This window comes from Streptomyces sp. NPDC057877 (assembly GCF_042796855.1).
GTDB lineage: Bacteria > Actinomycetota > Actinomycetes > Streptomycetales > Streptomycetaceae > Streptomyces.
On sequence record NZ_JBHVMS010000001.1, the window covers coordinates 629,057 to 650,449 of the forward strand.

Annotated in this window: 13 protein-coding genes and 1 pseudogene; 3 read left to right on the plus strand and 11 right to left on the minus strand. The window is 71.8% G+C overall.

Annotation, left to right across the window (positions count from 1 at the left end):
- Positions 1-46: 46 nt before the first annotated feature.
- A pseudogene (locus ACFVQG_RS02730) lies at positions 47-184 on the plus strand (transcriptional regulator); the annotation flags it as partial.
- A 73-nt stretch (positions 185-257) separates the two neighbouring features.
- On the opposite strand, the gene ACFVQG_RS02735 reads toward ACFVQG_RS02730, so the two are convergent.
- From ACFVQG_RS02735 to ACFVQG_RS02750, 4 genes are all read right to left on the minus strand, one after another.
- Positions 258-1,661 (minus strand): GH1 family beta-glucosidase, encoded by a 1,404-nt coding sequence (locus ACFVQG_RS02735; RefSeq protein WP_383376022.1) that lies wholly within the window; start codon positions 1,659-1,661, stop codon positions 258-260.
- Between the two features lie 410 nt (positions 1,662-2,071).
- Positions 2,072-2,971: a carbohydrate ABC transporter permease gene (locus ACFVQG_RS02740; protein WP_383376024.1), complete on the minus strand. Its 900-nt coding sequence runs from the start codon at positions 2,969-2,971 to the stop codon at positions 2,072-2,074.
- Positions 2,968-3,930, minus strand: a complete 963-nt coding sequence (locus ACFVQG_RS02745) for a carbohydrate ABC transporter permease (RefSeq protein WP_383376026.1) — start codon at positions 3,928-3,930, stop codon at positions 2,968-2,970. The genes ACFVQG_RS02740 and ACFVQG_RS02745 overlap by 4 nt, the downstream gene beginning before the upstream one ends.
- 341 nt (positions 3,931-4,271) lie before the next feature.
- Positions 4,272-5,570 (minus strand): extracellular solute-binding protein, encoded by a 1,299-nt coding sequence (locus ACFVQG_RS02750; RefSeq protein ID WP_383376028.1) that lies wholly within the window; start codon positions 5,568-5,570, stop codon positions 4,272-4,274.
- 374 nt (positions 5,571-5,944) lie between these two features.
- On the opposite strand from ACFVQG_RS02750, the gene ACFVQG_RS02755 reads away from it, so the two are divergent.
- A complete protein-coding gene (locus ACFVQG_RS02755; RefSeq protein WP_383376031.1) occupies positions 5,945-8,725 on the plus strand; it encodes a glycosyl hydrolase in 2,781 nt (926 codons plus the stop codon).
- Between the two features lie 432 nt (positions 8,726-9,157).
- On the opposite strand, the gene ACFVQG_RS02760 is transcribed toward ACFVQG_RS02755, so the two are convergent.
- From ACFVQG_RS02760 to ACFVQG_RS02790, 7 genes are all read right to left on the minus strand, one after another.
- Positions 9,158-10,180, minus strand: a complete 1,023-nt coding sequence (locus tag ACFVQG_RS02760) for a LacI family DNA-binding transcriptional regulator (protein ID WP_383376033.1) — start codon at positions 10,178-10,180, stop codon at positions 9,158-9,160.
- Positions 10,181-10,447: 267 nt separating this feature from the next.
- Complete coding sequence (locus ACFVQG_RS02765) at positions 10,448-11,575, minus strand: hypothetical protein (protein WP_383376035.1); 1,128 nt, start codon at positions 11,573-11,575, stop codon at positions 10,448-10,450.
- Complete coding sequence (locus tag ACFVQG_RS02770; RefSeq protein ID WP_383376036.1) at positions 11,572-11,874, minus strand: DNA-binding protein; 303 nt, start codon at positions 11,872-11,874, stop codon at positions 11,572-11,574. Before ACFVQG_RS02770 ends, ACFVQG_RS02765 begins: the two co-directional genes overlap by 4 nt.
- Positions 11,871-12,614, minus strand: coding sequence for a hypothetical protein (locus ACFVQG_RS02775; RefSeq protein ID WP_383376038.1), 744 nt, complete (start codon positions 12,612-12,614; stop codon positions 11,871-11,873). Before ACFVQG_RS02775 ends, ACFVQG_RS02770 begins: the two co-directional genes overlap by 4 nt.
- A gap of 265 nt (positions 12,615-12,879) precedes the next feature.
- The gene (locus tag ACFVQG_RS02780) at positions 12,880-13,740 is read right to left on the minus strand and encodes a hypothetical protein (RefSeq protein ID WP_383376040.1); all 861 of its coding nucleotides are present in this window, start codon (positions 13,738-13,740) and stop codon (positions 12,880-12,882) included.
- 110 nt (positions 13,741-13,850) lie between these two features.
- Positions 13,851-14,645, minus strand: coding sequence for a Crp/Fnr family transcriptional regulator (locus ACFVQG_RS02785; protein WP_383376043.1), 795 nt, complete (start codon positions 14,643-14,645; stop codon positions 13,851-13,853).
- A 76-nt stretch (positions 14,646-14,721) separates the two neighbouring features.
- The gene (locus ACFVQG_RS02790) at positions 14,722-19,173 is read right to left on the minus strand and encodes a hypothetical protein (RefSeq protein WP_383376045.1); all 4,452 of its coding nucleotides are present in this window, start codon (positions 19,171-19,173) and stop codon (positions 14,722-14,724) included.
- Between the two features lie 655 nt (positions 19,174-19,828).
- Between ACFVQG_RS02790 and ACFVQG_RS02795 the strand changes: the two genes are divergently transcribed.
- Positions 19,829-21,307, plus strand: coding sequence for a sugar transferase (locus tag ACFVQG_RS02795; RefSeq protein WP_383376048.1), 1,479 nt, complete (start codon positions 19,829-19,831; stop codon positions 21,305-21,307).
- The last annotated feature ends 86 nt before the right edge of the window (positions 21,308-21,393 follow it).

The following is a 21,393-nucleotide window of genomic DNA, read 5'->3' on the forward strand; positions in this document are numbered from 1 at the left end:
ATCCGAGTTGACCGATGGCCGGGTGGCCCCGAACCCGGGGACCGACGAGGACGAGTCGGTGACGCCGGTGACCCTGCGCGCCGAACTGGCCCGGTCGCGCGGCCCGCTCGGCCCGGCACCGCTGGCGTCACGCCCCTACCGGCTGAGGGTGCCGGTCGAGTCGGACGTCGCGGTCGTGGAGCGGCATCCCGGCGGCCAGCCCACCGTGGGGGTGTCGCCGACGCGGTCGGCCCCCGAGGTCGCGGGGCCGACCGGGTTCACGAGGCGGGGACGCCGTTCTGGGCGATGGCGTTCGCGTACCAGTGGGCGCTGGACTTCAGGGTGCGACGCTGGGACGCGAAGTCGACGTGGACGATGCCGAAGCGCTTGCTGTAGCCGTAGGCCCACTCGAAATTGTCCAGCAGCGACCACAGGAAGTAGCCCCGCACGTCCGCGCCGCCCTCGATGGCTCGGTGCACGGCGGTCAGGTGGGTGTGCAGATAGGCCACTCGTTCGGGGTCCTTGACCTCCCCGGAGGGGTCGGCGTAGTCGTCGTAGGCGGCGCCGTTCTCCGTGACGAGCAGCGGTGTGCCGGGTAGGTCGTCCCTGAGCCGCAGCAGCAGTTCGTGCAGTCCGTCCGCGTCCACCGGCCAGTCCATCGCCGTTCGCGGCCCGGGCACGGGCACGAAGCGCACATGCTGTTCGGCGCCCGCCCACGGGGACGGCGACTCGGACGTGCCGGCCGCGACCATGGCGGGCGAGTAGTAGTTGACGCCCAGGGAGTCGATGGGGGCGGCGGCCGTCTCCAGGTCACCGTCGGCCACGAAGGACCAGTCCGTGACCGGGGCGGTGTCGCGGACCAGGTCGTCGGGGAGCCGTCCGTGGAAGACGGGGTCGAGGAAGATCCGGTTGCCGACCGCGTCGATCCGGCGGGCCGCGTCCACGTCCTCGGGTGCGTCGGTGTGGGGGCGCGCCACGTGGAGGTTGAGAGTCAGCGACACCTCCGCCGGGGCGGGCAGCGCGGCGCGCAGTGCCCGTGTGGCCAGGCCGTGCGCCAGGTTGAAGTGGTGGGCGGCGCGCAGCGAGGCCAGCGCGCTGGTGCGGCCGGGGGCGTGGACGCCGTTGCCGTAGCCGAGGAAGGCCGCGCACCAGGGCTCGTTGAGGGTGGTCCAGGTCGCCACCCGGTCGCCGAGCGCCTCGGCCATCAGGGTGGCGTAGTCGGCGAAGCGGTACGCCGTCTCGCGGTGCGGCCAGCCGCCCGCGTCCTCCAGTTCCTGCGGCAGGTCCCAGTGGTAGAGGGTGGCCACCGGCCGGATCCCGGCCTCGCGCAGCTCGTCGGTGAGCCGCCGGTAGAAGTCCAGGCCCTTCTGGACGGCGGGGCCCCGGCCGGTGGGCTGCACACGGGGCCAGGCGATGGAGAAGCGGTAGTCGGTGACGCCGAGGCGGCGCAGGAGGGCGACGTCCTCGCCGAGGCGGTGGTAGTGGTCGGCCGCGATGTCGCCGGTGTCGCCGTTGCGCACCTTGCCGGGCGTCCGGCTGAAGGTGTCCCAGATCGACGGGGTGCGGCCGTCCTCGGCGGCGGCGCCCTCGATCTGGTACGCCGCGGTGGCGGTGCCCCAGCGGAAGTCGGGCGGGAAGTGGAGCGTCGCGGTGGTGTGGGGGCGTGCGTCGAGCGCGGTCATGAGGTGAGGGCTCCAAGGAGGTGACGAGTCTCGGGTGGTGGGGTACGGCGGCCCGGTTCCCATGCGGTCCGGAAGGCGCCGGGGCGGGTCGGGGTAGGCGCCGAGCGGTCGGGACGGGCACTGAGCGGGTCGGGGCAGACACCGGAGCGAGTCGGGGCAGACACCGGAGCGAGCCGAGGCGGACACTGAGCGAGTCGGGGCAGACACCGGAGCGAGCCGAGGCGGACACTGGGGCCGTGGTGCGGGGCCGTGACCTCGCGGGTCAGCCTCGCGGCCAGACAGTGCCCTGGCCTCTCGGGGCAGCCTCGCCGCCAGACACTGCCCTGGCCTCTCGGGGCAGCCTCGCCGCCAGACACTGCCACGGTCTCTCGGGACAGCCTCGCCGCCAGACACTGCCACGGTCTCTCGGGTCAGCCCTTGACGGCGCCCTGCATGATGCCGCCGACGATCTGCCGACCCAGCAGGCCGAAGACCAGGAGCACCGGCAGCGTGCCGAGCAGGGTACCGGCCATGATCACGGACTGGTCGTGCACATAGCCACCGCCGAGCTGCCGCAGGGCGACCTGGACCGTCGGCTCGGAGGAGGAGAGGGCGACGATGGGCCAGAAGAAGTCGTTCCAGGCGGCCATGAAGGTGAGCAGGCCGAGGACGGCCATGCCGGGCCGGGCGACCGGGACCACGATCGACCAGAAGATCCGGGCGGTGGAAGCGCCGTCGACCCGGGCCGCCTCGATCAGCTCGTCCGGGAGGGACTGCACCAGGTACTGGCGCATGAAGAAGACGCCGAAGGCCGAGACCAGACCGGGCAGGATCACCGCCTGGAGCTGGTTGACCCACTGGAGTTCGGCGATCAGCATGAACAACGGGATGACACCCAGCTGGGGCGGGATCATCATGGTGCCCACGGTGACCGTCAGCAGGGCGCCCCGCCCGCGGAAACGGAGTTTGGCGAAGGCGAACCCGGCGAGCGTGCAGCACAGCACGGTACCCAGGGTGATCGAGCCGGACACGATCAGGGAGTTGAGCAGCGCCTTGCCGATGTCGGCCTCTTCCAGCACCGCCTCGAAGTTGCGCAGCAGGTTGGGGCCCGGCAGCAGCGAGGGGGGCACCCGTGCCATGTCGGCGTTGGAGCGGCTGGCGGCCACGATCGTCCAGTAGAACGGGAACGCCGAGACCAGCACGGCGACGATCAGGATGGCGTAGGTGAGCTTTCCGCCGTGCATGGTGCGGCCCGCGCGGGAGCGGCGCGCGCGCTCCGGCCCACTCCCGTGCTCGGAGGGTGCGGTCGGCGGGCTGGCCAGTGCGGTCATCGGACGGCCTCCTTGCGGGAGCGGCGGCGCGCGATGAGGGCGTTGACCCCGACGAGCACCACGATGAGCAGGAACATCACCCAGGCCACGGCGGCGGCGCGGCCGAGGTGGAAGAAGCCCCAGCCCTGTTCGTACATGTAGAGGCCGAGCGTCTGGTACTGGTGCGAGATGCCGCCGGAGATCGAGCCCTCGAACAGCAGTGGTTCGCCGAACAGTTGGGTGGCGCCGATGGTGGACACGACGACGGTGAAGACGATGGTGGGGCGCAGTCCGGGCAGTGTGACGTGGAAGAACTGGCGCCACCGGGAGGCGCCGTCCACCTCGGCGGCCTCGTACAGCTCGGCGGGGATGGACTGCATTCCGGCCAGGTAGATGAGCGCGTTGTAACCGGTCCAGCGCCAGATGACGATGGTGGAGACGGCGACCTGGGAGGCGAAGGTGCCGGTCTGCCAGTCGATCGGGCCGATGCCGACGAGCCCGAAGACGTAGTTGACCAGCCCGAAGTCGTGGCCGAACAACTGGGCGAAGACCAGCGTGGCCGCGGCGACGGACGTCGCGTAGGGCAGCAGCATCGCGGTGCGCAGGAAGGTACGGCCGCGCAGCTTGTAGTTCAACAGGTGCGCGAGCCCGAGCGCCATCACCAGCTGGGGCACGGTGGAGAGCACGCCGATGGTGAACGTGTTGCGCAGTGCGAGCCAGAAGTAGTCGTCCTGGAGCAGCGCGGTGTAGTTGTCCAGACCACGCCACTGCATGTCGCCGGGGGTCTGCAGCTCCACGCGGTACAGCGACACGAAGGCCGTGTAGATCAGCGGGAAGAGTCCGAAGGCGGCGAACAGGGTGAAGAACGGGGCGATGTAGGCGTAGGGCGAGAACTTCCGCCAGGCTCGCCGGGCGGTGCCGGGCCGGGGCGGGGCCGCCTGCTTCGGCGGGGCCGGTGGGGCGGAGGCGGTGAGGGTCACGGTGCGGCCCTTCGGGTGGTGGGAGCGGGGTGCGGGGGCTTCGGCGGGCCGGTGGCCGCCGCGGGGCCCGGAGGGTGTCCGGGGCGGATAGCACGCGGGCGGAGGGCGTCAGTGGCGGGCAGCACCCGGGCCGGAGGACATCCGTGGCGGACGGCACCCGGACCGCAGGACATCCGCGGCGGACGGCACCCGGACCGCAGGACACCCGCGGCGGGCAGCACCCGGACCGCAGGACACCCGCGGCGGGCAGCACCCGGACCGCAGGACACCCAGGGCGGACGACATCCAGGGCGGACGGCACCCGGACCGGACGGTGCCCGGCCCGGTGGCGGCCTCCCGGGTCAGCCGATGATGTTCGCGACGCCCTTCTTGGCGTTCTCCCACGCCTTGTCAGGGGCCAGCCCCTTGCGCTCGACCTCGCTCAGGGCGTTGGTGATCTGCTGGCTCACGTTCTGGTCGTGGACGCCCAGCACCTGGACGGGCGCGGCCTTGGCGGCGTCACCGAAGATCTGGCCGATCGGCGCGCCGGAGAAGTAGGGGTCCTTCGCGTCGGCGATCTCCTCGATGGCGCCCGTGGCGGACGGGAAGCTGCCGTGCTTCTGGAAGAGCTTGGCCTGCTGCTCGGGCGCGGTCAGCCAGGAGATCAGCTGGTACGCCTCCTCCTTGTTCTTCGCGGCCCGGGGCACGGCGAGGTAGGAGCCGCCCCAGTTGCCCGCGCCGCCGGGCAGCGCGGCGACGTCCCACTTGCCCTTGCCGCCGTCGCCGGCCTGGCCCTTGATGTAGCCGAGCATCCAGGCCGGGCAGGGCAGGGTGGCGAACGACCCGGCGGCGAAGGCCTGGTTCCACTGCGGGGACCACTGGTCCAGCTCCGCGCTCAGCCCGCTCTGCGCCGCCTCCACCGAGGTGTTCCAGGCCTCCTTGAGGGCCGGGTTGGTCTCCCAGATCAGCTTCCCGGAGGCGTCGTAGTAACGCTCCTTCTCCTGGCCGATCATGACGGAGTAGAGGCTGCCGACGCTGTCGATCCAGGCGCTCTTGTCCGGGGCCTTCTTCTTGTACTGCTCGCCCAGCTCCAGGTAGCCCTCCCACGTGGACCACTTCTGGGCCAGTTCGGTGCGGTCGGTGGGCAGGCCCGCCTTGTCGAAGAGGTCCGTGCGGTAGCACATGGCCTCGGGACCGACGTCGGTGCCCAGGCCGAGGACCTCGCCACCCGCGCCCGTGGCGGCTGCCCACTTGGCCTCGGCGAACTCGCCCTTGAGCTTGTCCGCGCCGTACTTGCGCAGATCCTCGAACTTGTCGGCCTGCTGCTGGGCGACGGAGGCGATCCGGCCCACCTCGATGCCCTGGACGTCCGCGAGGCCGCCGCCGCCGGCGAGGCGGGTCTGGAGGGACTTCCAGTAGTCGGCCTCGTCCTCGGTGTCCGTCTGCTTGATGGTGACACCCGGGTGGAGCTTCTCGTACTCGGCGTAGAGCCCAGCTTCCTTGTAGCCGAAGGAGCCGAAGAGGTCGACGGTGATGGTGACCTTTCCGTCGGCGTTGGAGGCGCCGTCCGACGAACCTCCGCAGGCGGCGAGGAGCGCCCCGGCGAGCGCGACCGCCCCCAGGCGGACGGTGGCCCTCTTGGCGGCTCGGGCAATGGGCATGGGAAGCCTCCTTGGCTCCGGGGTGGAACGAGCGCCGAAAGTCTTTGAGAGCGCTCTCAAAACGTGGGGTGAGAGTGCCCGCCCTTCGCTCGCCCCGTCAAGACTTGAAATGGCAACGAAGCAGCCATGCACCGGAATATCCAGTTCACGCCGATAACAGCCCAGGCTTGCGTGATCTATTGACAGCACGTTTCAGGAGTCTTACGTTTCGCCCGACTGAGAGCGCTCTCAGACCAGGTTCCTGAACTCGCCCCACCGACGGTTCCGTTGCGGTTCCACCACTCCCCCCCGGGCGCCCCTAACCCACCGGTGGCCCCATGACCCCGCCGCCGACGCCCCCGGTCGCTCACCCGCGATGACATGAGGTGTTCCCCATGCCAACTCCCCGACCACGGCCAGCCGCCACGCTGGTGCTGGCCGCCGCCCTGGCCGCCGTCGGCCTCGGCCCGGCCGCCACACCCGCGGCAGCCGCCACCATCCCCGTAGGCGCCGGGAGTTACTCCGACACCCGGCCAGCCGGCACCTCCGGCCCCACGAACAACACGGGCGGGCCGGTGACCCCCAAACTCACCCAGGCCGCCCGCAGCAAGCCCCTGCCCACCAACGACTGGTGGTCCTCCCTGGCCTTCCAGCGCTACGGCGACAATCCGTACTCCACCCCCATGTACGGCCACCCGCTCACCTACCAGGCCGTCGCTGGCGGACTGGAGGTCGGCTACCCGACCAGCCCCGCCATAGTCGGCGACGGCCGCCAGTACGAGTACGCCCACAAGCGGGACCTCACCCTCGGCCTGAGCGGGCTGAACTCGCCCGACACCAAGGCCGACGCCTGGTCCGACTGGACGGTCACCCCCTACTGGTCCGACGGTTCCCGCACCCTGCGCACCACCATCGGCCACGGCCTGCCCTTCGTGTACGCCCAGGGCACCGGCGGCAACGCCCAGGTCACCACCGCCGCCACGCCGACCGTCTTCTCCGACCAGGGCAACGTCCTCGGCATCACGGTCGGCGGACACCACTACGCCCTCTTCGCGCCGAGCGGCACCGACTGGAACGTCTCCGGCACCACGATCAGCGCAGGGCTCGGCGGCAAGGACTACTTCTCCCTCGCCGTACTGCCCTCCACCGACGCGCTCGCGACCTTCCGCAAGTACGCGTTCAGCTTCGTGACCGGGTCGCAGGTCGACTGGAGCACCTCCGGCGGCACGGTCAACGCCACGTACCGGCTCACCACCGAGGCCAAGGAGGGCACCGAACGCGGCACCCTCCAGGCCCTCTACCGGCATCAGTGGCTCCACACCACCGACGCCCTCACGTCGTACACCTATGTCTCCCCCCGCGGCACCATGAAGGTCCGGGAGAGCACCTCCTTCACCACCCGTCAGAAGGCCGCGCCGGTCCTGCCCGGCCTGCCGAGGACCAACGCGGTCGACACGGCCCGGCTGCGCACCTACCTGTCCGAGGTGGCCAACTCCTCCGACCCGTTCAGCGGGGCCACGGACACCTACTGGACCGGCAAGGCGCTGGGCAAGCTCGCGCAGTTGGTGCCGCTCGCCGACCAGATCGGTGAGACCGCGGTCCGCGACAAGCTCATCGGCCTGCTCAAGGGCCGCCTGCAGGAGTGGTTCACCGCGGGCGGGGCGAACGAGTTCTCGTACGACAGGGACTGGAAGACGCTCATCGGCTACCCCGCCTCCTACGGCAGCGACACCGAGCTGAACGACCACCACTTCCACTACGGCTACTACGTCTACGCGGCGGCGATCGTCGCCCAGTACGACGCCGCCTGGGCCGCCGACGCCGCCTGGGGCGGCATGGTCAAGACCCTGATCCGCGACACCGCCAACGCCAGCCGCACCGACAGCGCCTTCCCGTTCCTGCGCGGCTTCGACGTGTACGCCGGGCACAGCTGGGCCTCCGGCCACCAGGGCTTCGCCGCGGGCAACAACCAGGAGTCCTCCTCGGAGTCCACCAACCTCAGCGCCGCGCTGGTGCTGTGGGGTTCGGCCACCGGCGACACGGCCGTGCGCGACCTCGGCAGCTATCTGCTCGCCACCGAGGGCGAGGCGATCGCCCAGTACTGGTTCGACGCCGACCAGCAGGTCTTCCCCGGCTCCTTCGGTCACGACACGGTCGGCATGGTGTGGGGCAGCGGAGGGGCCTACGCCACCTGGTGGACCGCCAACCCCGAGGAGATCCACGGCATCAACGTCCTGCCGGTGACCGCGGGCGGGTCCCTGCACCTGGGCGGGCACAAGGCGGCGATCCGGCGCAACCTCGCCGAACTCGAGCGCGAGAACGGCGGACCCGCCGTCGAATGGCGCGACATCCTCTGGGAGTTCGAGTCGCTGGCCGACCCGGGCGCCGCGAAGTCGAAGTGGGACGCCGGAAACGCCGGGTACACCCCGGAGGCGGGCGAGTCCAAGGCCCACACCTACCAGTGGATCACCACCCTGGACGCGCTCGGCGCCCCCGACCCCTCGGTGACCGGCGACCTCCCCACCTCCGCGGTGTTCACCAAGAACGGCACCCGCACGTACGCCGCCCACAACCACGGCTCCACGGCCCGCACGGTCACCTTCTCCGACGGCAAGACGCTCACCGTCCCGGCGCGGTCCACCGCGACCGGCACCGGCACCACGACCGACCCCGGTGACCCGGACCCGGAGCCGCCCACGGGCAACACCTTCCAGCTCCGCTCCGGCGGCACCCTCACCACGGCCACCGGCGGCACCGCAGGCAGTGACACCATCCCCTCCGCCGAGGGCCGCAACCACGACGGCACCCCCAACAGGCCGCTCGTCTACCAGGTCACGGGCGTCAACGGCACGCTCAAGGCGGGTGGGTCCACCGCGTTCCGCCTCCCGGTGGACGCCGGTACCGCCGTCGGCCTCGGCCAGCAGGCCCGCGTCAGCTACGACCTCACCGGCGACGGCACCTTCGACCGGATCGAGACGTACCACTACTTCGCCACCGACCCGGTCACGGGCTGGGAGGAGTACAGCCAGGCCCGCGGCCTGAAGTCCGCCACCGGCACCCTCGGGAACCTGCGCGGGGGGACGGTACGACTGGAGGTCTGGAGCGCGATCGGCAACGCGGACGCGCGACTGCGCACCGGCACGGACACGTCCGTGGTGGTCATTCCCTACGAGTGACGCATGTGAGCACCCCGCACACTGACGGCGGGCACCGGGCTGCGCCCCGGCGCCCGCCGTCGCGGTACCCGCCGTCGCGGTACCCGCCGTCGCGGTACCCGCCGTCGCGGTACCCGCCGTCGCGGTACCCGCCGTCGCGGTGTCCGCCGTCGCGGTGCCCGCACGCCGTGCTACCGCCCCCGCGCTGGGGGCGGTCGACTCGGCCGACCGGCCCGGGGCGATGAGCTAGGGGCTGTTTCGGACCCGCCGACCTGGGGCGATGGCTCGCGCGGGTCAGCTCGGGCCGGTCGGCGGGGCCCACCGCCTCGCACCCCGAGCGGCTCGCACCCGCGCGCCTCGCACCCGCGCGGCTGGGGCCCGTCGACTGGACGCGCCCCCTCTGACCCGGCCCCGGTGCGCCGACTCCGGCCAGTCGGCCGGGCCACGGCACGGTCAGGCGGAGGCCCGGCGGACCAGCGTCGTCGGGGTGATCACGGACTCGGGGACGTCCTCGTCCGGCGCGTCCAGCAGCCGCATCAGCAGCCTGACCATGATCCGGCCCATGCCCTCGATGTCCTGGCGGACGGTGGTGAGCGGCGGATCCGCGGCCAGCGCCACGGGCGCCATGTCGTCGAAGCCGACCACCGCCACGTCCTGCGGCACCCGCAGCCCGCGCTCACGCAGCGCGCGCAGCACGCCCAGAGCCATCGCGTCGTTGGCGGCGAAGACCGCGTCGGTCTCGGGGCACCGCTCCAGCAGCTCGGCCATGGCACGGGCACCGCTGGCCTCGGTGAAGTCGCCCTGGCACAGCAACAGCGGATCGGCGTCGACCAGGACGTCACGGTAACCGTGGATCCGGTCCACCGCCGAGGTCTGGTCGCGCGGGCCCGCGATGTGCGCCACGTGCCTGCGGCCCAGGGAGACCAGATGCCGCACCGCCTCCCGCGCGCCGCCGCGGTTGTCGCAGTCCACGAACGGAACGGTGAGGCCCTCGCCCGCCGCCGGACGGCCCCCCAGGACCGTCGGAACCCCGGTCCGGGCGATCAGCGCCAGCAGCCGGTCGTCGTGGAGGGAGAAGGCGAGGGCGCCGTCGACGTGCCCGCCTTCCAGGTAGCGTCCGATCCGCTCGTGATCGCCGGAGCCCTCCGCCCACAGCAGCACGAGCTGCCCGTCGTGCGCGGTCAGTTCCCGGCTGATCCCCCGTATCTGCTGCTCGAAGAACGGGTCGGAGAACACCCGGAACTCCGGCTCGGCGATGATCACGGCCACCGCGCCGTTCCGCCGGGTGACCAGGGTGCGGGCCGCGTGATTGGGGACGTAGCCCAGTTCCTCGACCGCCACGCGCACCTTTTCGGCCAGCGCGGGACGCACGCCCGCGCCCCCGTTGACGACTCGGGAGGCCGTCGCGCGGGACACGCCGGCGCGCGCCGCGACGGCTTCCAGCGTGGGACGGGACCTCACGGTCTGCTCTGGCAAGGCGGGCGCTCCTTTTGTACGTCTGCGATCGCTCTGCGAGGGATCTGCGTGGACCTGTGCCCACCACAATAGACGCAGGCACCGACGCTTGAGAGCGCTCCCAGGAACGGGGACGGGGGTGGTCGTGGCCCGGATTCGAGGGAAGCCTCGTCCGCACAGACCGCCACCGGCCCCACGGGTGACGGCGCGGGACCCGGGCCTCCTCAGAGGCACCGAGGAGGCACCGAGGAGGCCACCGAGGAGGCCCGGGTCGCTGTGAGGGCTGTGTCAGGCAGCGTCGCGGTGCGCCAGTGCGCGGGCCTTGGCCGCCCACTCCCCCATCCGCGCGATGGCGGAGGTCAGCTGCTTCACCGCGGCCGAGATCTCCTTCACCGGCTTGCGGAGATGCCGACTCACCCGGACCATGGCGCCCGCCGAGGTGCCGAAGGAGTTGATCTGGGCCAGCCCCTCCTGCGCGGCCTCGTCCAGGGACATCAGCTGCTCCAGGAACTCCTGCGCGTCCTCGCCGCGTTCGTCGGGCGGCGTCATCTCGATGAGCCCCAGTGCCGCCCGCACGCCGCTGTCCAGGGTCGCCATCCGACCGGCGAACGCGGTGGCGACGGTGTGCAGTTCGCCCGCGGGCGCGCTGATCGTCTCCGCGTAGCGGGCGACGGCGGCGAGCCGGGCGCTGACGGGCGCGTTGGCCTGGGTCAGATCGAGCATCTCCGTGCCGGACTGCTCGGTCAGCGCGGCGATCGTCTGGATCGTCTTCGTGATCGCGTCCATGTCGGCGGCCATCTCGTCCAGCCCGTCGTCGATCACGGCGAAGTCATCGAGCAGGCCGGGCGAGTTCTCGTCCTGCCCGTCGTCGGCCGTCGAGGCGGAGGCCGCTCCGTCACCGGTCTGGAGTCCTCGCAGCACGCGGGCCGGCGTGAGGGGTTCGAAGCCGTCCCGCAGACCGGCCTCGAGGGCGCTCTCGATCTCCTTGCGCGCTCCGGCCAGGTGACTGCGCGTCCGTTGGTAGCGGATCGTCCTGATCGACGCGATGTCGAAGGGCAACTGCCCGGCCTCCCCGATGTGGATCGTCGGCTTGCCGGTGATGTGCCGCAGTCCCAGCTCGTACATCACGTTGGGGTTTCCGCCGCTGACGTCCGCGATGACCAGGTCGGACTCGACGACGTAGCGGCAGATCTGCTCGTTGATGTCACCGGCGTGCGCGATGCCGTCCGCGCGCACCGCGGTGATGCCGTACTTCTCGCAGGCGGGGGCGATCACCTGCTCGAAGATGCCGAGGTGGTGCTCGTACTCCTCGCGCTCGGGGCTGACGTGCGCGGCGTGCGGGTCGCCGATGGGCCCGATGACGAAGCACCTGCGGGGCTGGTCGGCCACCAGCGTGAGCGTCTGTGACGTGATCATGAGAGAACCTCCGAGGTACGGGGGCGGATGTCGTGAGGCCAGGCCACGGCGTCCTCCTCCAGGGGGACGGCGTACACCGGCCGCTCCTCGATGCCGAGGGCGCGCAGCATGGCGGCGGTGGGGACGCGGTAGCGTCCGCCCACGCGCAGCACGAGGCAGGGGAAGGCGTCGAGGCGGATCAGCTTGTACGCCGTCGCGGGGCAGATGCCGAAGGCGCGGGCGGCTGTGCGCACGTCGACGCTCAGGGGCAGGTCGAGGGCCTCCGCGAAGCCGAGTGGCGGTCCGGACCGCCCGCTCACCGCTGGGCTCCGGCGGGGCGCAGGGCCAGTGTGCCGACCAGGTCGGCCTCCTCGTGGCGGCGGGCCCGGAAGACCAGGTCGAGCAGGTGGGTACCGGTTCGCCGACCGTGTTGCCGGGGGCGCGGCTCGGCGAAGCGGAGCGTGGCGTACAGGCCTTCACGGCGGGGCGGGGGTGTGATGTGCAGTTCCCAGCCCTCGGGCGGGCGGGGCCGTTCCTCGGGCGGGGCGGTGGCGTTGCGGGCCTCGGCGAAGGCGCCGATGTCGACGACGGGAACCTCCCGCGAGACGCGCTTGGCGTAGGCCCACATCCGGTTCACGGCCTCCTTGACCAGGCGGCCACCCAGGTCCGGGCCGTCCGGGTCCGCCGCTTCCAGGGCCGCGAGCACGGCCAGGACGGCCTCGGCCTCGAGGTCGGCCCGGTCGACCCGCCGCCAGCGGCGCAGAATCCGATGCAGGTTGCGGTACAGCCCGGGGAGGGCCAGCCAGACGACGAGCAGCCGTCCGGCACCGTCGTCGTCCTGCGGCTCCTTTCGGGCCTCGGTGACGGCCTGTCGCCAGACCGCGGCGCCGAGCACCGCGTCCCGCCGTGGTCCGTAGAGCGCCCCTCTGCTCTCGTCCGGCGAGAGCAGGAGCGCACGGGAGCCGACGTGCACCGTGAGGGAAGGCCATGGGCCGTCGGGTGGTCCGGCGACGCTTCGGTCGATCCGGGCGAAGACGCCCTCGGGTTCGGTCGTTGTCATGTGTCCTCCGTTCCGGCCTCGTCGGGCCGGAGATACGACATGGCGGTGGCCGTTCGGCCGCAGGCACGGGCGAGGTCGGTCAAGGCCGACCGCACGGCCGCGGGCCACGTCGTGCGGTCCGGGTGCGCGGTCCCGCCCCCACGCGCGGGCGGGGCGGGAGGGTGGAAGTGGATGCCGCCGTACACGGCGTGGCCGACGTTCACGCCGTAGTCCGCCCACTGGCCGTTGCCCCGATCGCGCCAGGGCGGGACCGTCTGGAAGGCCGTCACCGGGTGGGCCCGGGGCCGTCGGCTGGCGGCGGGGGCACCGGAAGGCCGACCGTGAGACCGCCGACGACGTCCCGGCCGACAGCGGCCCCCTGGTGGACGTACTGGGACAGGGCCATCCCGCTCGGGGCGTCCGCGTCGGTCAAGGGTCGCGGCCCCGGCGCCTCCGCGTCGGTCGAAGGTCGCGGCCCCGGCGCCTCCGCGTCGGTCGAGGGCCACGGCCCCGGCGCCTCCGCCATGGCCGACCGCACGTCGTCCGCCGCATGGCCCGGCACCCGGATCCAGCCGTAGCCGCCGAACTCCTTCACCCGCACATGGGCCCGCACGTACTGAGCGGGGTCGAGGTCCGGCCGCCCGGACCGCACCACATCCTGGTACAGCCGGTCCGAGACCATGACGGCGAGATCCGCCGCGGTGAGGGCGGCGAGTACGTTCCTGAGCTGGGGCGCGTTGACGAAGCGGGCCACGGCGACCGGGGCCGGTCCGGCGTGGCCGAGGGCCGCGTCCGCGACCACGCCGGAGTCCACCGCCAGCCGCAGCCTGACCCTCGGAGCGGCCGGGCGGGCGTTGCGGTCCCTGAGGCGGACCGCGAGGTGGTGCACGAAGGGGCCCAGCACGGCGTCCTCCGGCGTGGCCTCGGGGAGGACCGCGAACTCCAGGTCGCCCTGCGGCTGACGCTTCCAGGACGCCCGGTCCAGCCCGGTCGACGCCGCGGCCTCGTCCAGCATCCGGACCAGGCCGGACTGGACGGCCGACTGCGTCCGGGTGTCCAGACGGCTGTAGTGCTCGACGTCCACGGCCAGGCACAGCCGACGGTGCGGCGGGCGGGCCGGGGGTTGGGGTGCGGAGACTTCTCTCACGACAACTCGCCACCTTCCAGAAGGGGTTGGGTGCGGTGCACGCCAACCATGGGAGGAAGGGGCGGTGATCATCAAAGAAGCCGCATTAATGCGGTTCTCTTGGCCTGGTCCTAGGCAGCCGGGACACTCAGCAACGCCGCCTCACGCAGACGGACCATGTCCCGTACGAACGTCTGACGGAGGCCGGTGGTGATGATCCTTTCGTTGCGCAGCCGGGCGAGGGCCTTGTGCACGGTGTGCGCGGTGGACGCGGTGAGGGCGGCCAGTTCCGGCTGGGAGAGGTTCACGTCGATGCGCACCGAGTTGCGGTCGGGTCGCCCGTACGAGTCCGCGAGTTCCACGAGGACGCGCGCCAGCCGGACCAGGACCGGATATCCGCCCAGCTCCAGTCGTAGGCGGTCGGAGCGGAGCAGTCTGCCGCACAGCATGCGGTTGAGGGCCAGTGACGTCTCGGGGTGATCGAGGAGGAAGGGTTCCAGGGCGTCGCGCGGTACGGCGGTGGCGACCACGGTGCCGCAGGCGGTGACCGTGGCCGACCGCGGCCCGAGGCCCATCGCCGCCACCTCGCCCACGGTGTCCCCGGCGACCCTGATGTCCATGAGCCACACCCGGTCACCGCCCAGCCGGGCCGTCACCTTCGCCAGGCCCTCGTGGAGGACCATCAGCTCCTGTACGTGGTCGCCCTGGTGGATGAGTACGTCGCCCACGGAGTAGTGGCGTCGAGTGCCGATCCGCAGGAGAGCCGTTCGCGCTGCGGGCGACAGCATGTCGAGGAAGGCCGCGCGACCGTGGGAGTTCGAGCCGTGCATCATCCGCACAGCACAGCACTCGGCCCCCGCGGCGGTGAACGCTTCCGCCCGGTCCGCCGGTGCGTCGGACGCACGCCGGGGCGCGCGGCGGCGCACGCCTGGAGCGTCCGCCGTATCCCGCTGTACTCCGCCGTACTTCCTGTGCGCCCAAACAGGAGAGCATCACTTTCGTTCAGCTTCGGTCGGAGTCGTTGATCGCCTCGATCACGCCGTAGGACCCGAGGAGCAGTAGTCGGTCCAGCACATCGAGGATCTCGGACCGGCGGGCGGGTGAGTTCGCCTGGACATACGCGCGCACCAGCAGGCGGCCGATGTCGCGGGCGTCGGCCGCCGCACCGCGGGCCAGGTCGGCCGAGGCGGCGCCGAAGACCGTGACGAAGCGCCGCACACACGTCAGGACCAGTTCATCGACCTGGTCGGGGGCGTGTTCGAGCGTGATCAGCAGTTGTGGCAGGGCCGCCTCGAAGGCACGGGAGTCGATCAGCGCGGTGAGCGTCCGCCCGTGGGGCCGCAGACGTCGGCCGCGCAACTCGGCGGCCACCGCTGCCGCGGCTTCCCGTACCTCCTGCGCGGAGTCATGGAAGAACCGGACGAGCGCGTGGTGGGCGAGCGCCGCGTCACCGGTGTTCAGGAGGCGCCGGGCGCACACGTCCGCCGCTCCCTGCCGCTGCGCCGTGTCGTTCCCGGCGAGCACCTTCGCCAGCAGGTCCGGAGTCTCCCACTCCATCGCGGCCAGCGCGGCGATCTGCCCGCCGACCCGGCGCACCGACGCCACCGGGGAGTGCAGCATCCGTTGTGTCAGCGGTCCGACCAGCAGCGGGTCACCGTGCATCAGGGCGACGGTCAGGCGGTGCGCATACGGTGAGGCCAGCAACTGGTCGGGAGCCTGGACGAGCACCGCGAAGGCATCGGCCACGGCAGGGCGGTCGTGACGGATCGCGGCACGCAGCGCGTGGGCCACACACGCCCGGACGTCTAGCGAGGGGTCGGCCGCCAGGCGGCCCAGTCGGGGGACGATCAGGGCGGCGCGGGACCCGTCCCCGTCGTGGCGGAGCAGATCGCCCAGGGTCTCCGCCGCGCAGCCCCGCACGGTGTTGATCCCCGCGGTGATCAGATCACGCGTCGGGTCGGTCGCGTGCGCGCCGGTGGGATCGGCGGCGGCCCTCGGGTCACTCGAGTCGAGGGCGCGGCTCAGGAGTGTCTCCACCAGGTCGGGCGGCACGTGGTCGAGGTACTTCCGCAGGGCGTGTCCCAGCCACTGGTCCTGCTCGGGCCTGCCCCTGCTCGCGAAGTGGCGCACCGCCGCGAAGACGGTCTCCGGGTCGGCGTACGGCTCGGCCTCCCCGAGGCCTTGGAGCAGCGAGGCACCGTAGGCCGGATGCGTCCCGGCGTCGATCCGCGGGGCGAGCCGCGCGAACCGGCCGGGGTCCGCCACCGTCATGCTCCGCAGCACGTGGGACAGCTCGCGCGCCCCGCCGGTACCGGTCACCCAGTCGGTGCGGTCGCGGCTGTGCTTCCTCATGGCTCGCAGCCACTGGTCGTCGCTCATGCGTTCAGCCGCTTCCGGCGGGATGGGCGGTCCGACCCGTCCGCCCGTCATCCCCTCCGGTTCGTCGGGCGCCTGTCGGTCGTCGTGGAGTCGGCGGAGTTCACCGAGCCGCCGCCTCGCCCGCTCGGAGAGCCGCGCTTCGGGGAGGGCCGTCAGCAGGGTGAACTCGTGCCACGGCGAGAGTTCCTCGTCCGAGGGCAGCCGCAGGCGGAGCAGGTACTCCTCCAGCCGCCCGAGGGTGTCGTCGGGCAGGGCGCCGCCGATGGCGTGGAGCACCTCACGGGCGCCCCACACGGCGTTGGCCGCGTAGCCGGACAGGAGACGGTGCCTGCCCTGGAGAAGGATCTCGGCGGACCACGGAGCGAGAGCGGGTCCCGCCGCGGCCAGCGCCTGGTACAGCAGCCACTGCGCCGTCTCGTACGGCTCGGTCGCCAGGCGCTCCACCAGCTGACGCGCCCGCGAGGCGTCCCGGCCCGCCGTGCTCCGCAGGGCGTGGGCCGCACCGTGCAGCAGGGCGTCGCCCAGGTCGCTCGGGTCGTCGCCGGGATGCCGGTGCCAGAAGTGGCGGTCCCGAACGGGTCGTCCGGTCCGTGCCGGGTAGGCGGTCAGGCGCATGACGGTCAGCAGGACCGGCAGCAGCCGGAGGCAGAACTCCTCCGGGGCGCCGGAGGCGGCCGCGGTCACCATCCGGCGTGCGGCGTAGTCCGGGGTCAGCAGCACCGCCACACGGCCCTGACCGTCCAGCCGGAGGGCATCCGGGCGTTCCGCCAGCAGCGCCTCCAGCAACTCGATCACCCAGGTGGGCTCCTCGGCCGCCAGGTCGCCCGTCGGGTCCCACAGGACGTGTTCGACGCCGGTGAGGAGGTCCTTTCGTACGCCGTCGAGCAGGAGGTCGAACAGCGGTCGACTTCCGGCGAGGCGGGCGCGGGGAACGATCCGGAGCAGCCACGCGCCGTACCGGGCGTCCGCGGTGCGCGGTTCCAGGACACGGGCCACCCGATCGGGCAAGGCGTCGGCGACCGCCACCATCGCCGCTGTCGCCCAGTCCCGCTCCCGTGTGTCGGCGCTGTCGAGCCAGTTCTCGATGACGCCCTCGTCGTCCGCCCGGCGGAACCAGGCCGGTCGCCAGACCAGTTCGGCCAAGCGGTTCAGGAAGTACGGGCGCGTGTCCAGCACCCGGGCGACGGCGCCCCACTCCGCGGCGGTGGGCGCGTCCAAGCCGCGCAGCACCGCCTGGGTCAGGTCCTTGAGGTGGTAGCGGATCTCCGGGCCGGTCAGCAGCGCCTCGGTCTCCTCGGCGAACCGTTCCGGGTCGAGGTCCCGTAGGTGGTCGAGCACCTGCCGGAGCTGTCCGCGGCGGAACAGTTCCTGCTCCCCACCGGTGAGGAAGGCGACGAGGCTCTCGTCGCGCCGGAGCCAGTCGCGGGCGAAGGCGTAGTCGAAGAAGCTCTCGTGGAAGAAGGCCAGTTGACGGCCGTCCCGTACACAGACGTGTTCGGACTCGAGCACCTTCCGGCTGGCGGCGAGGTCGTCCGTGTCGAGAACGCTGTACGGCACGGACAACCGCTGCCGCGCGCTCATGGCGGCGACGACGGTCGAGACGGCGTCGTGGAAGCGCACCGCGGGCTGACGCCGGGCGCACTGCTCCTGTTTGGTGTCCCAGAAGGCGTCGAACAGCTGTCGGGTGGTGTGGAAGGAGAGTGCCTCGTCCTGGTCGGCGACCTGGGCGAGCAGGACGAGGTGCAGCGGTGAGCGCAGCAACGCCCGCTGCGGCGCGGCCAGTCGGGCGGCGTCCAAACCCATGTCGGTGACGGCGGCGTCGACTTGGGCGTCCGAGAGGGAGCCGACCGTGACGTGTGTGCAGTGGTCGGGGTGGGTGAGTCCGCGGATGCGGGCGTCGGCCTCGGCGTCGAAGGCGCGGCAGGCCAGGACCACCCGCATGCCGGGATGTGCCGCGGCCTCGTCCACCAGGTCGGCCACCGGGTCGAAGGTGTCCGGAATCCGTCCCGACACCATGCTGACGGCGTCGAGCTGGTCCACGAGGAGGACGCAGGGCCGCCCGTCCGCCACGGCGCCGAGGGCGCCGACCGGGGACATGGGCAGGCCGACGCGTTGTCCCAGTTCCTGGGTCGAGCCGAAGGGTTCCAGTCGGTCGAGACGGAAGGCGAGAACCGGTGTGGCCGCCTCTTCGAGGGCGGTGAAGGCCTGGTGCAGCACGGCGCTCTTGCCGCCGCCGGCCGTTCCGGTCACCAGGACGAGCCGCGCGTCGCCCTCCCTGACCTCCGCCACGAGGTCGACGGCCTCCGCCCGGGGGATCACGGGCCGCAGCAGCGCACGTTCGACACTCGCCACCCACCGGCGCGTTACCGTGCCCACGGCGTCGGACACCGCGACGGCGTCGGCCCGTACGACGCCCCGCAGCCGGTACGGCGCCAGTCGGGCGGTGATGGCCGCGGCGTCGAGCGTGGTGCCCAGGTTGTCGAGCAGGAGCTGGCCGAGGGCGAGCGCCGCGAGGTGACCCGGTACTCCCGCCAGAACCCGCTCGGCCAACACCGCGTTGGTGTGCACGAGGTCCCGTTCGTCGTGCCACTCCACCCGGAGCCCTCTCAGCATCCTCCAGGCGGTCGCGGCCGAACCGTAGACGCCGTCCGAGGCGAGCGCCTCGAAGGGACCCCGCAGTTCGTCCGTCAGCCACTCGGTCTCGAAGGAGGCGAGATGGTCGGAGCGGCGGGCGCGGTCGGTGAGTTCGTCGAGTGCGCGGGCCGGAAGCGTGGAGACGAAGTGGAATGTCCGGCCCGCCTCCACGTGCGCGCGCAGGCTCTCCCACACTCCCTTGTCGCGAAGTGCGGCCACGTTCCAGCTGTTCGCGTTGCGGTTCTGCCGTTTGACCTGGTGCGCCTCGGTGCGCTGGTCGTGCCGGTAGACGAACTCGACCCCGTCACCCGACGGCCCGGCCGGTTCCACGCAGAGCGACGTCCCGGAGCCCAGCAGCACGTAGAGGGCATGCCTGATCGTCCAGGCGCCCTCGTAGCGATTGCCGAACTTGTCCGTCTCGCCACCCGGCCGCGGTGCCACCGTAGTCCTGCCTCTCCGGCCCGCTCCGGGCCGCGCGCTTGCGGACGCTATCGCATTCACGTCTTTGTCTTCGCTGGTCGCCGGGCCCATCTGACCGACCCGTCAGCCAAGAACTTGCCGCTGTCCTATTCACCGCGGAAACCGGGTTTCCATTGGCCGCTCACACGCCCCTGACCAGGCATCTCGCCCATCCGGCGGCTACCGCTCGGCACCCGGTCGCCATGCGCCCGCCATGCCCCGGTCATGCACTCGCCCCCCATCCGAACCGGCCGAAAAATCAAGTCTCAAAGCTTGCGCACAAATTCTCCACATCCCCTCTTCTTACCGGCGCCGATGGTCTAGATTGACCATGCTTCAGCTGTTCGGACATGAAGCAACCGTTAATGATCTTTAGGTCTGGCACCACCCGGAGCCAGCAGTCACGCCCTCGTGGCCAGACGTGGGCGTGATCAAGAGGTGGAGCCCGAGAGGGCCTCTTGGGTGCGGGGAGCACCCGAGGTTTCACGGACCTCGACGAGTAACCGGAATGTCATGCGCGGAAGGCGGGGGCCTTCCGAGGGGAGGAACAGCGCGGCGCGGGAGGCGGGGCGCCTCCCGGGGGGAGGAACAGGGGTGGGCGGAGCCGTCTGACCCCTGGTGACCTGGGGGGGGTCTTGTGCAGCAGGGGGAAATAGTCGACCCGTTTCCGTCGGCGCGCGGGCGTCTGGCGGACGGGAGAGTCAAGAGGGCCGCGAGCGACTGGGAACAGCGGTACCGGCGTACCGTGATCATCAGCGACACCGTGGCCACCGCCTTCGTGGTGGCGGGGATCGGCATCTTCTTCGGTGCCCGCGACGCGGCCAACTGGCATGAGAAGTGGGGCATCCTCGCCTTCGGCACCGAACTGCTGGTGCTGGGAGCGCTGACGGTGAGCCGGGCGTGGGCGCCGGGTGTGCTCGGGCAGGGCGCGGAGGAATTCCGGCGGCTCGGGCGCTCGTTGTTCACGGCGGTCGTCGTGCTGGCGCTCGGTGGGATCGCCCTCACCTCGCGCAACATCAAGCTCTGGATCTTCGTGGCGATACCGGCCATCGCGATCGTCACCATGACCGAGCGGTATCTGCTGCGGCTCAGGCTGCACAGGCAGCGCAAGGAAGGACAGTGTCTGCGGCCGGTGCTCGCCGCCGGGAGCAGAGCCACCGTCCGTGATCTGATCAGCCGTTCCCGCAAGTTCCCGCATCTCGGCTGGCGGGTGGACGCGGTGTGCACGGCGGACGGCGTGGGGCTCGACGGCGATCAGCTGGACGGCGTGCCGGTCGTCGGGCGACTGTCGGACGTCGCCATGCACGTACGCCGCGACGGCTACCGGGTCGTCGCGATCACACCGGACCCGCACTGGTCACCGGACCGGCTCCAGCGGCTGGCCTGGAACCTGGAGGGCAGCGAGGCCGAGATGGTGGTGGCCCCGGTGCTGATGGAGGTGGCCGGTCCGCGGCTGCATGTCGACGCCGTGCTCGGGATACCGCTGCTGCGGGTCAGCATGCCCGCGTTCACCGGGGGCCGCCGGGCGGTCAAGGAGGTCGTCGACCGGCTGGGCGCGGCGTTTCTGCTCGTCCTCTTCGCGCCGTTGATGGTGCTCGTCGGGCTGCTTGTCGTCGCCGACAGCCGGGGTGGGGTGTTCTACCGGCAGCGGCGGGTCGGCAAGGACGGCCGGGAGTTCACCATCTACAAGTTCCGCACCATGGTCGCCGGAGCCGACCGGGCCCGTGCCGAGCTGGCGGACCTCAACGAGGGTGCCGGGCTGCTGTTCAAGCTGCGCCGGGATCCGCGGGTGACCCGGGTGGGATCGGTGCTGCGCCGGTACTCGATCGACGAGTTGCCGCAGCTGTTCAACGTGCTCACCGGCTCGATGTCGCTGGTCGGTCCGCGGCCCCCCTTACCGGAGGAGTCCGCCGCGTACGGCCCGGACATCCGGCGGCGGCTGCTGGTCAAGCCCGGCCTCACCGGCCTGTGGCAGATCAGCGGACGCAGCGACCTGCCGTGGGAGGAGGCCGTCCGGCTGGACCTGCGCTACGTGGAGGACTGGTCGCTCGCACTCGACACGGTGATCTTGTGGAAGACGCTGCGTGCGGTGCTCCAGGGGCAGGGGGCCTACTGATGCGCGGGGTTCGTCGTAGTCGTAGTCGTAGGGGTCTGGTCAGCGCACGGACGGCAGGCCGCGAGGGCCTGTCCGGGGGGAGGAAC

What these genes read in the sequence shown, in the direction of transcription:
- ACFVQG_RS02750 (WP_383376028.1), bottom strand. Translation starts at nt 5,570, where the DNA reads ATGCCCATTGCCCGAGCCGCCAAGAGGGCCACCGTCCGCCTGGGGGCG.
- ACFVQG_RS02765 (WP_383376035.1), bottom strand. Translation starts at nt 11,575, where the DNA reads ATGATCACGTCACAGACGCTCACGCTGGTGGCCGACCAGCCCCGCAGG.
- ACFVQG_RS02775 (WP_383376038.1), bottom strand. Translation starts at nt 12,614, where the DNA reads ATGACAACGACCGAACCCGAGGGCGTCTTCGCCCGGATCGACCGAAGC.
- ACFVQG_RS02755 (WP_383376031.1), top strand. Translation starts at nt 5,945, where the DNA reads ATGCCAACTCCCCGACCACGGCCAGCCGCCACGCTGGTGCTGGCCGCC.
- ACFVQG_RS02735 (WP_383376022.1), bottom strand. Translation starts at nt 1,661, where the DNA reads ATGACCGCGCTCGACGCACGCCCCCACACCACCGCGACGCTCCACTTC.
- ACFVQG_RS02740 (WP_383376024.1), bottom strand. Translation starts at nt 2,971, where the DNA reads ATGACCGCACTGGCCAGCCCGCCGACCGCACCCTCCGAGCACGGGAGT.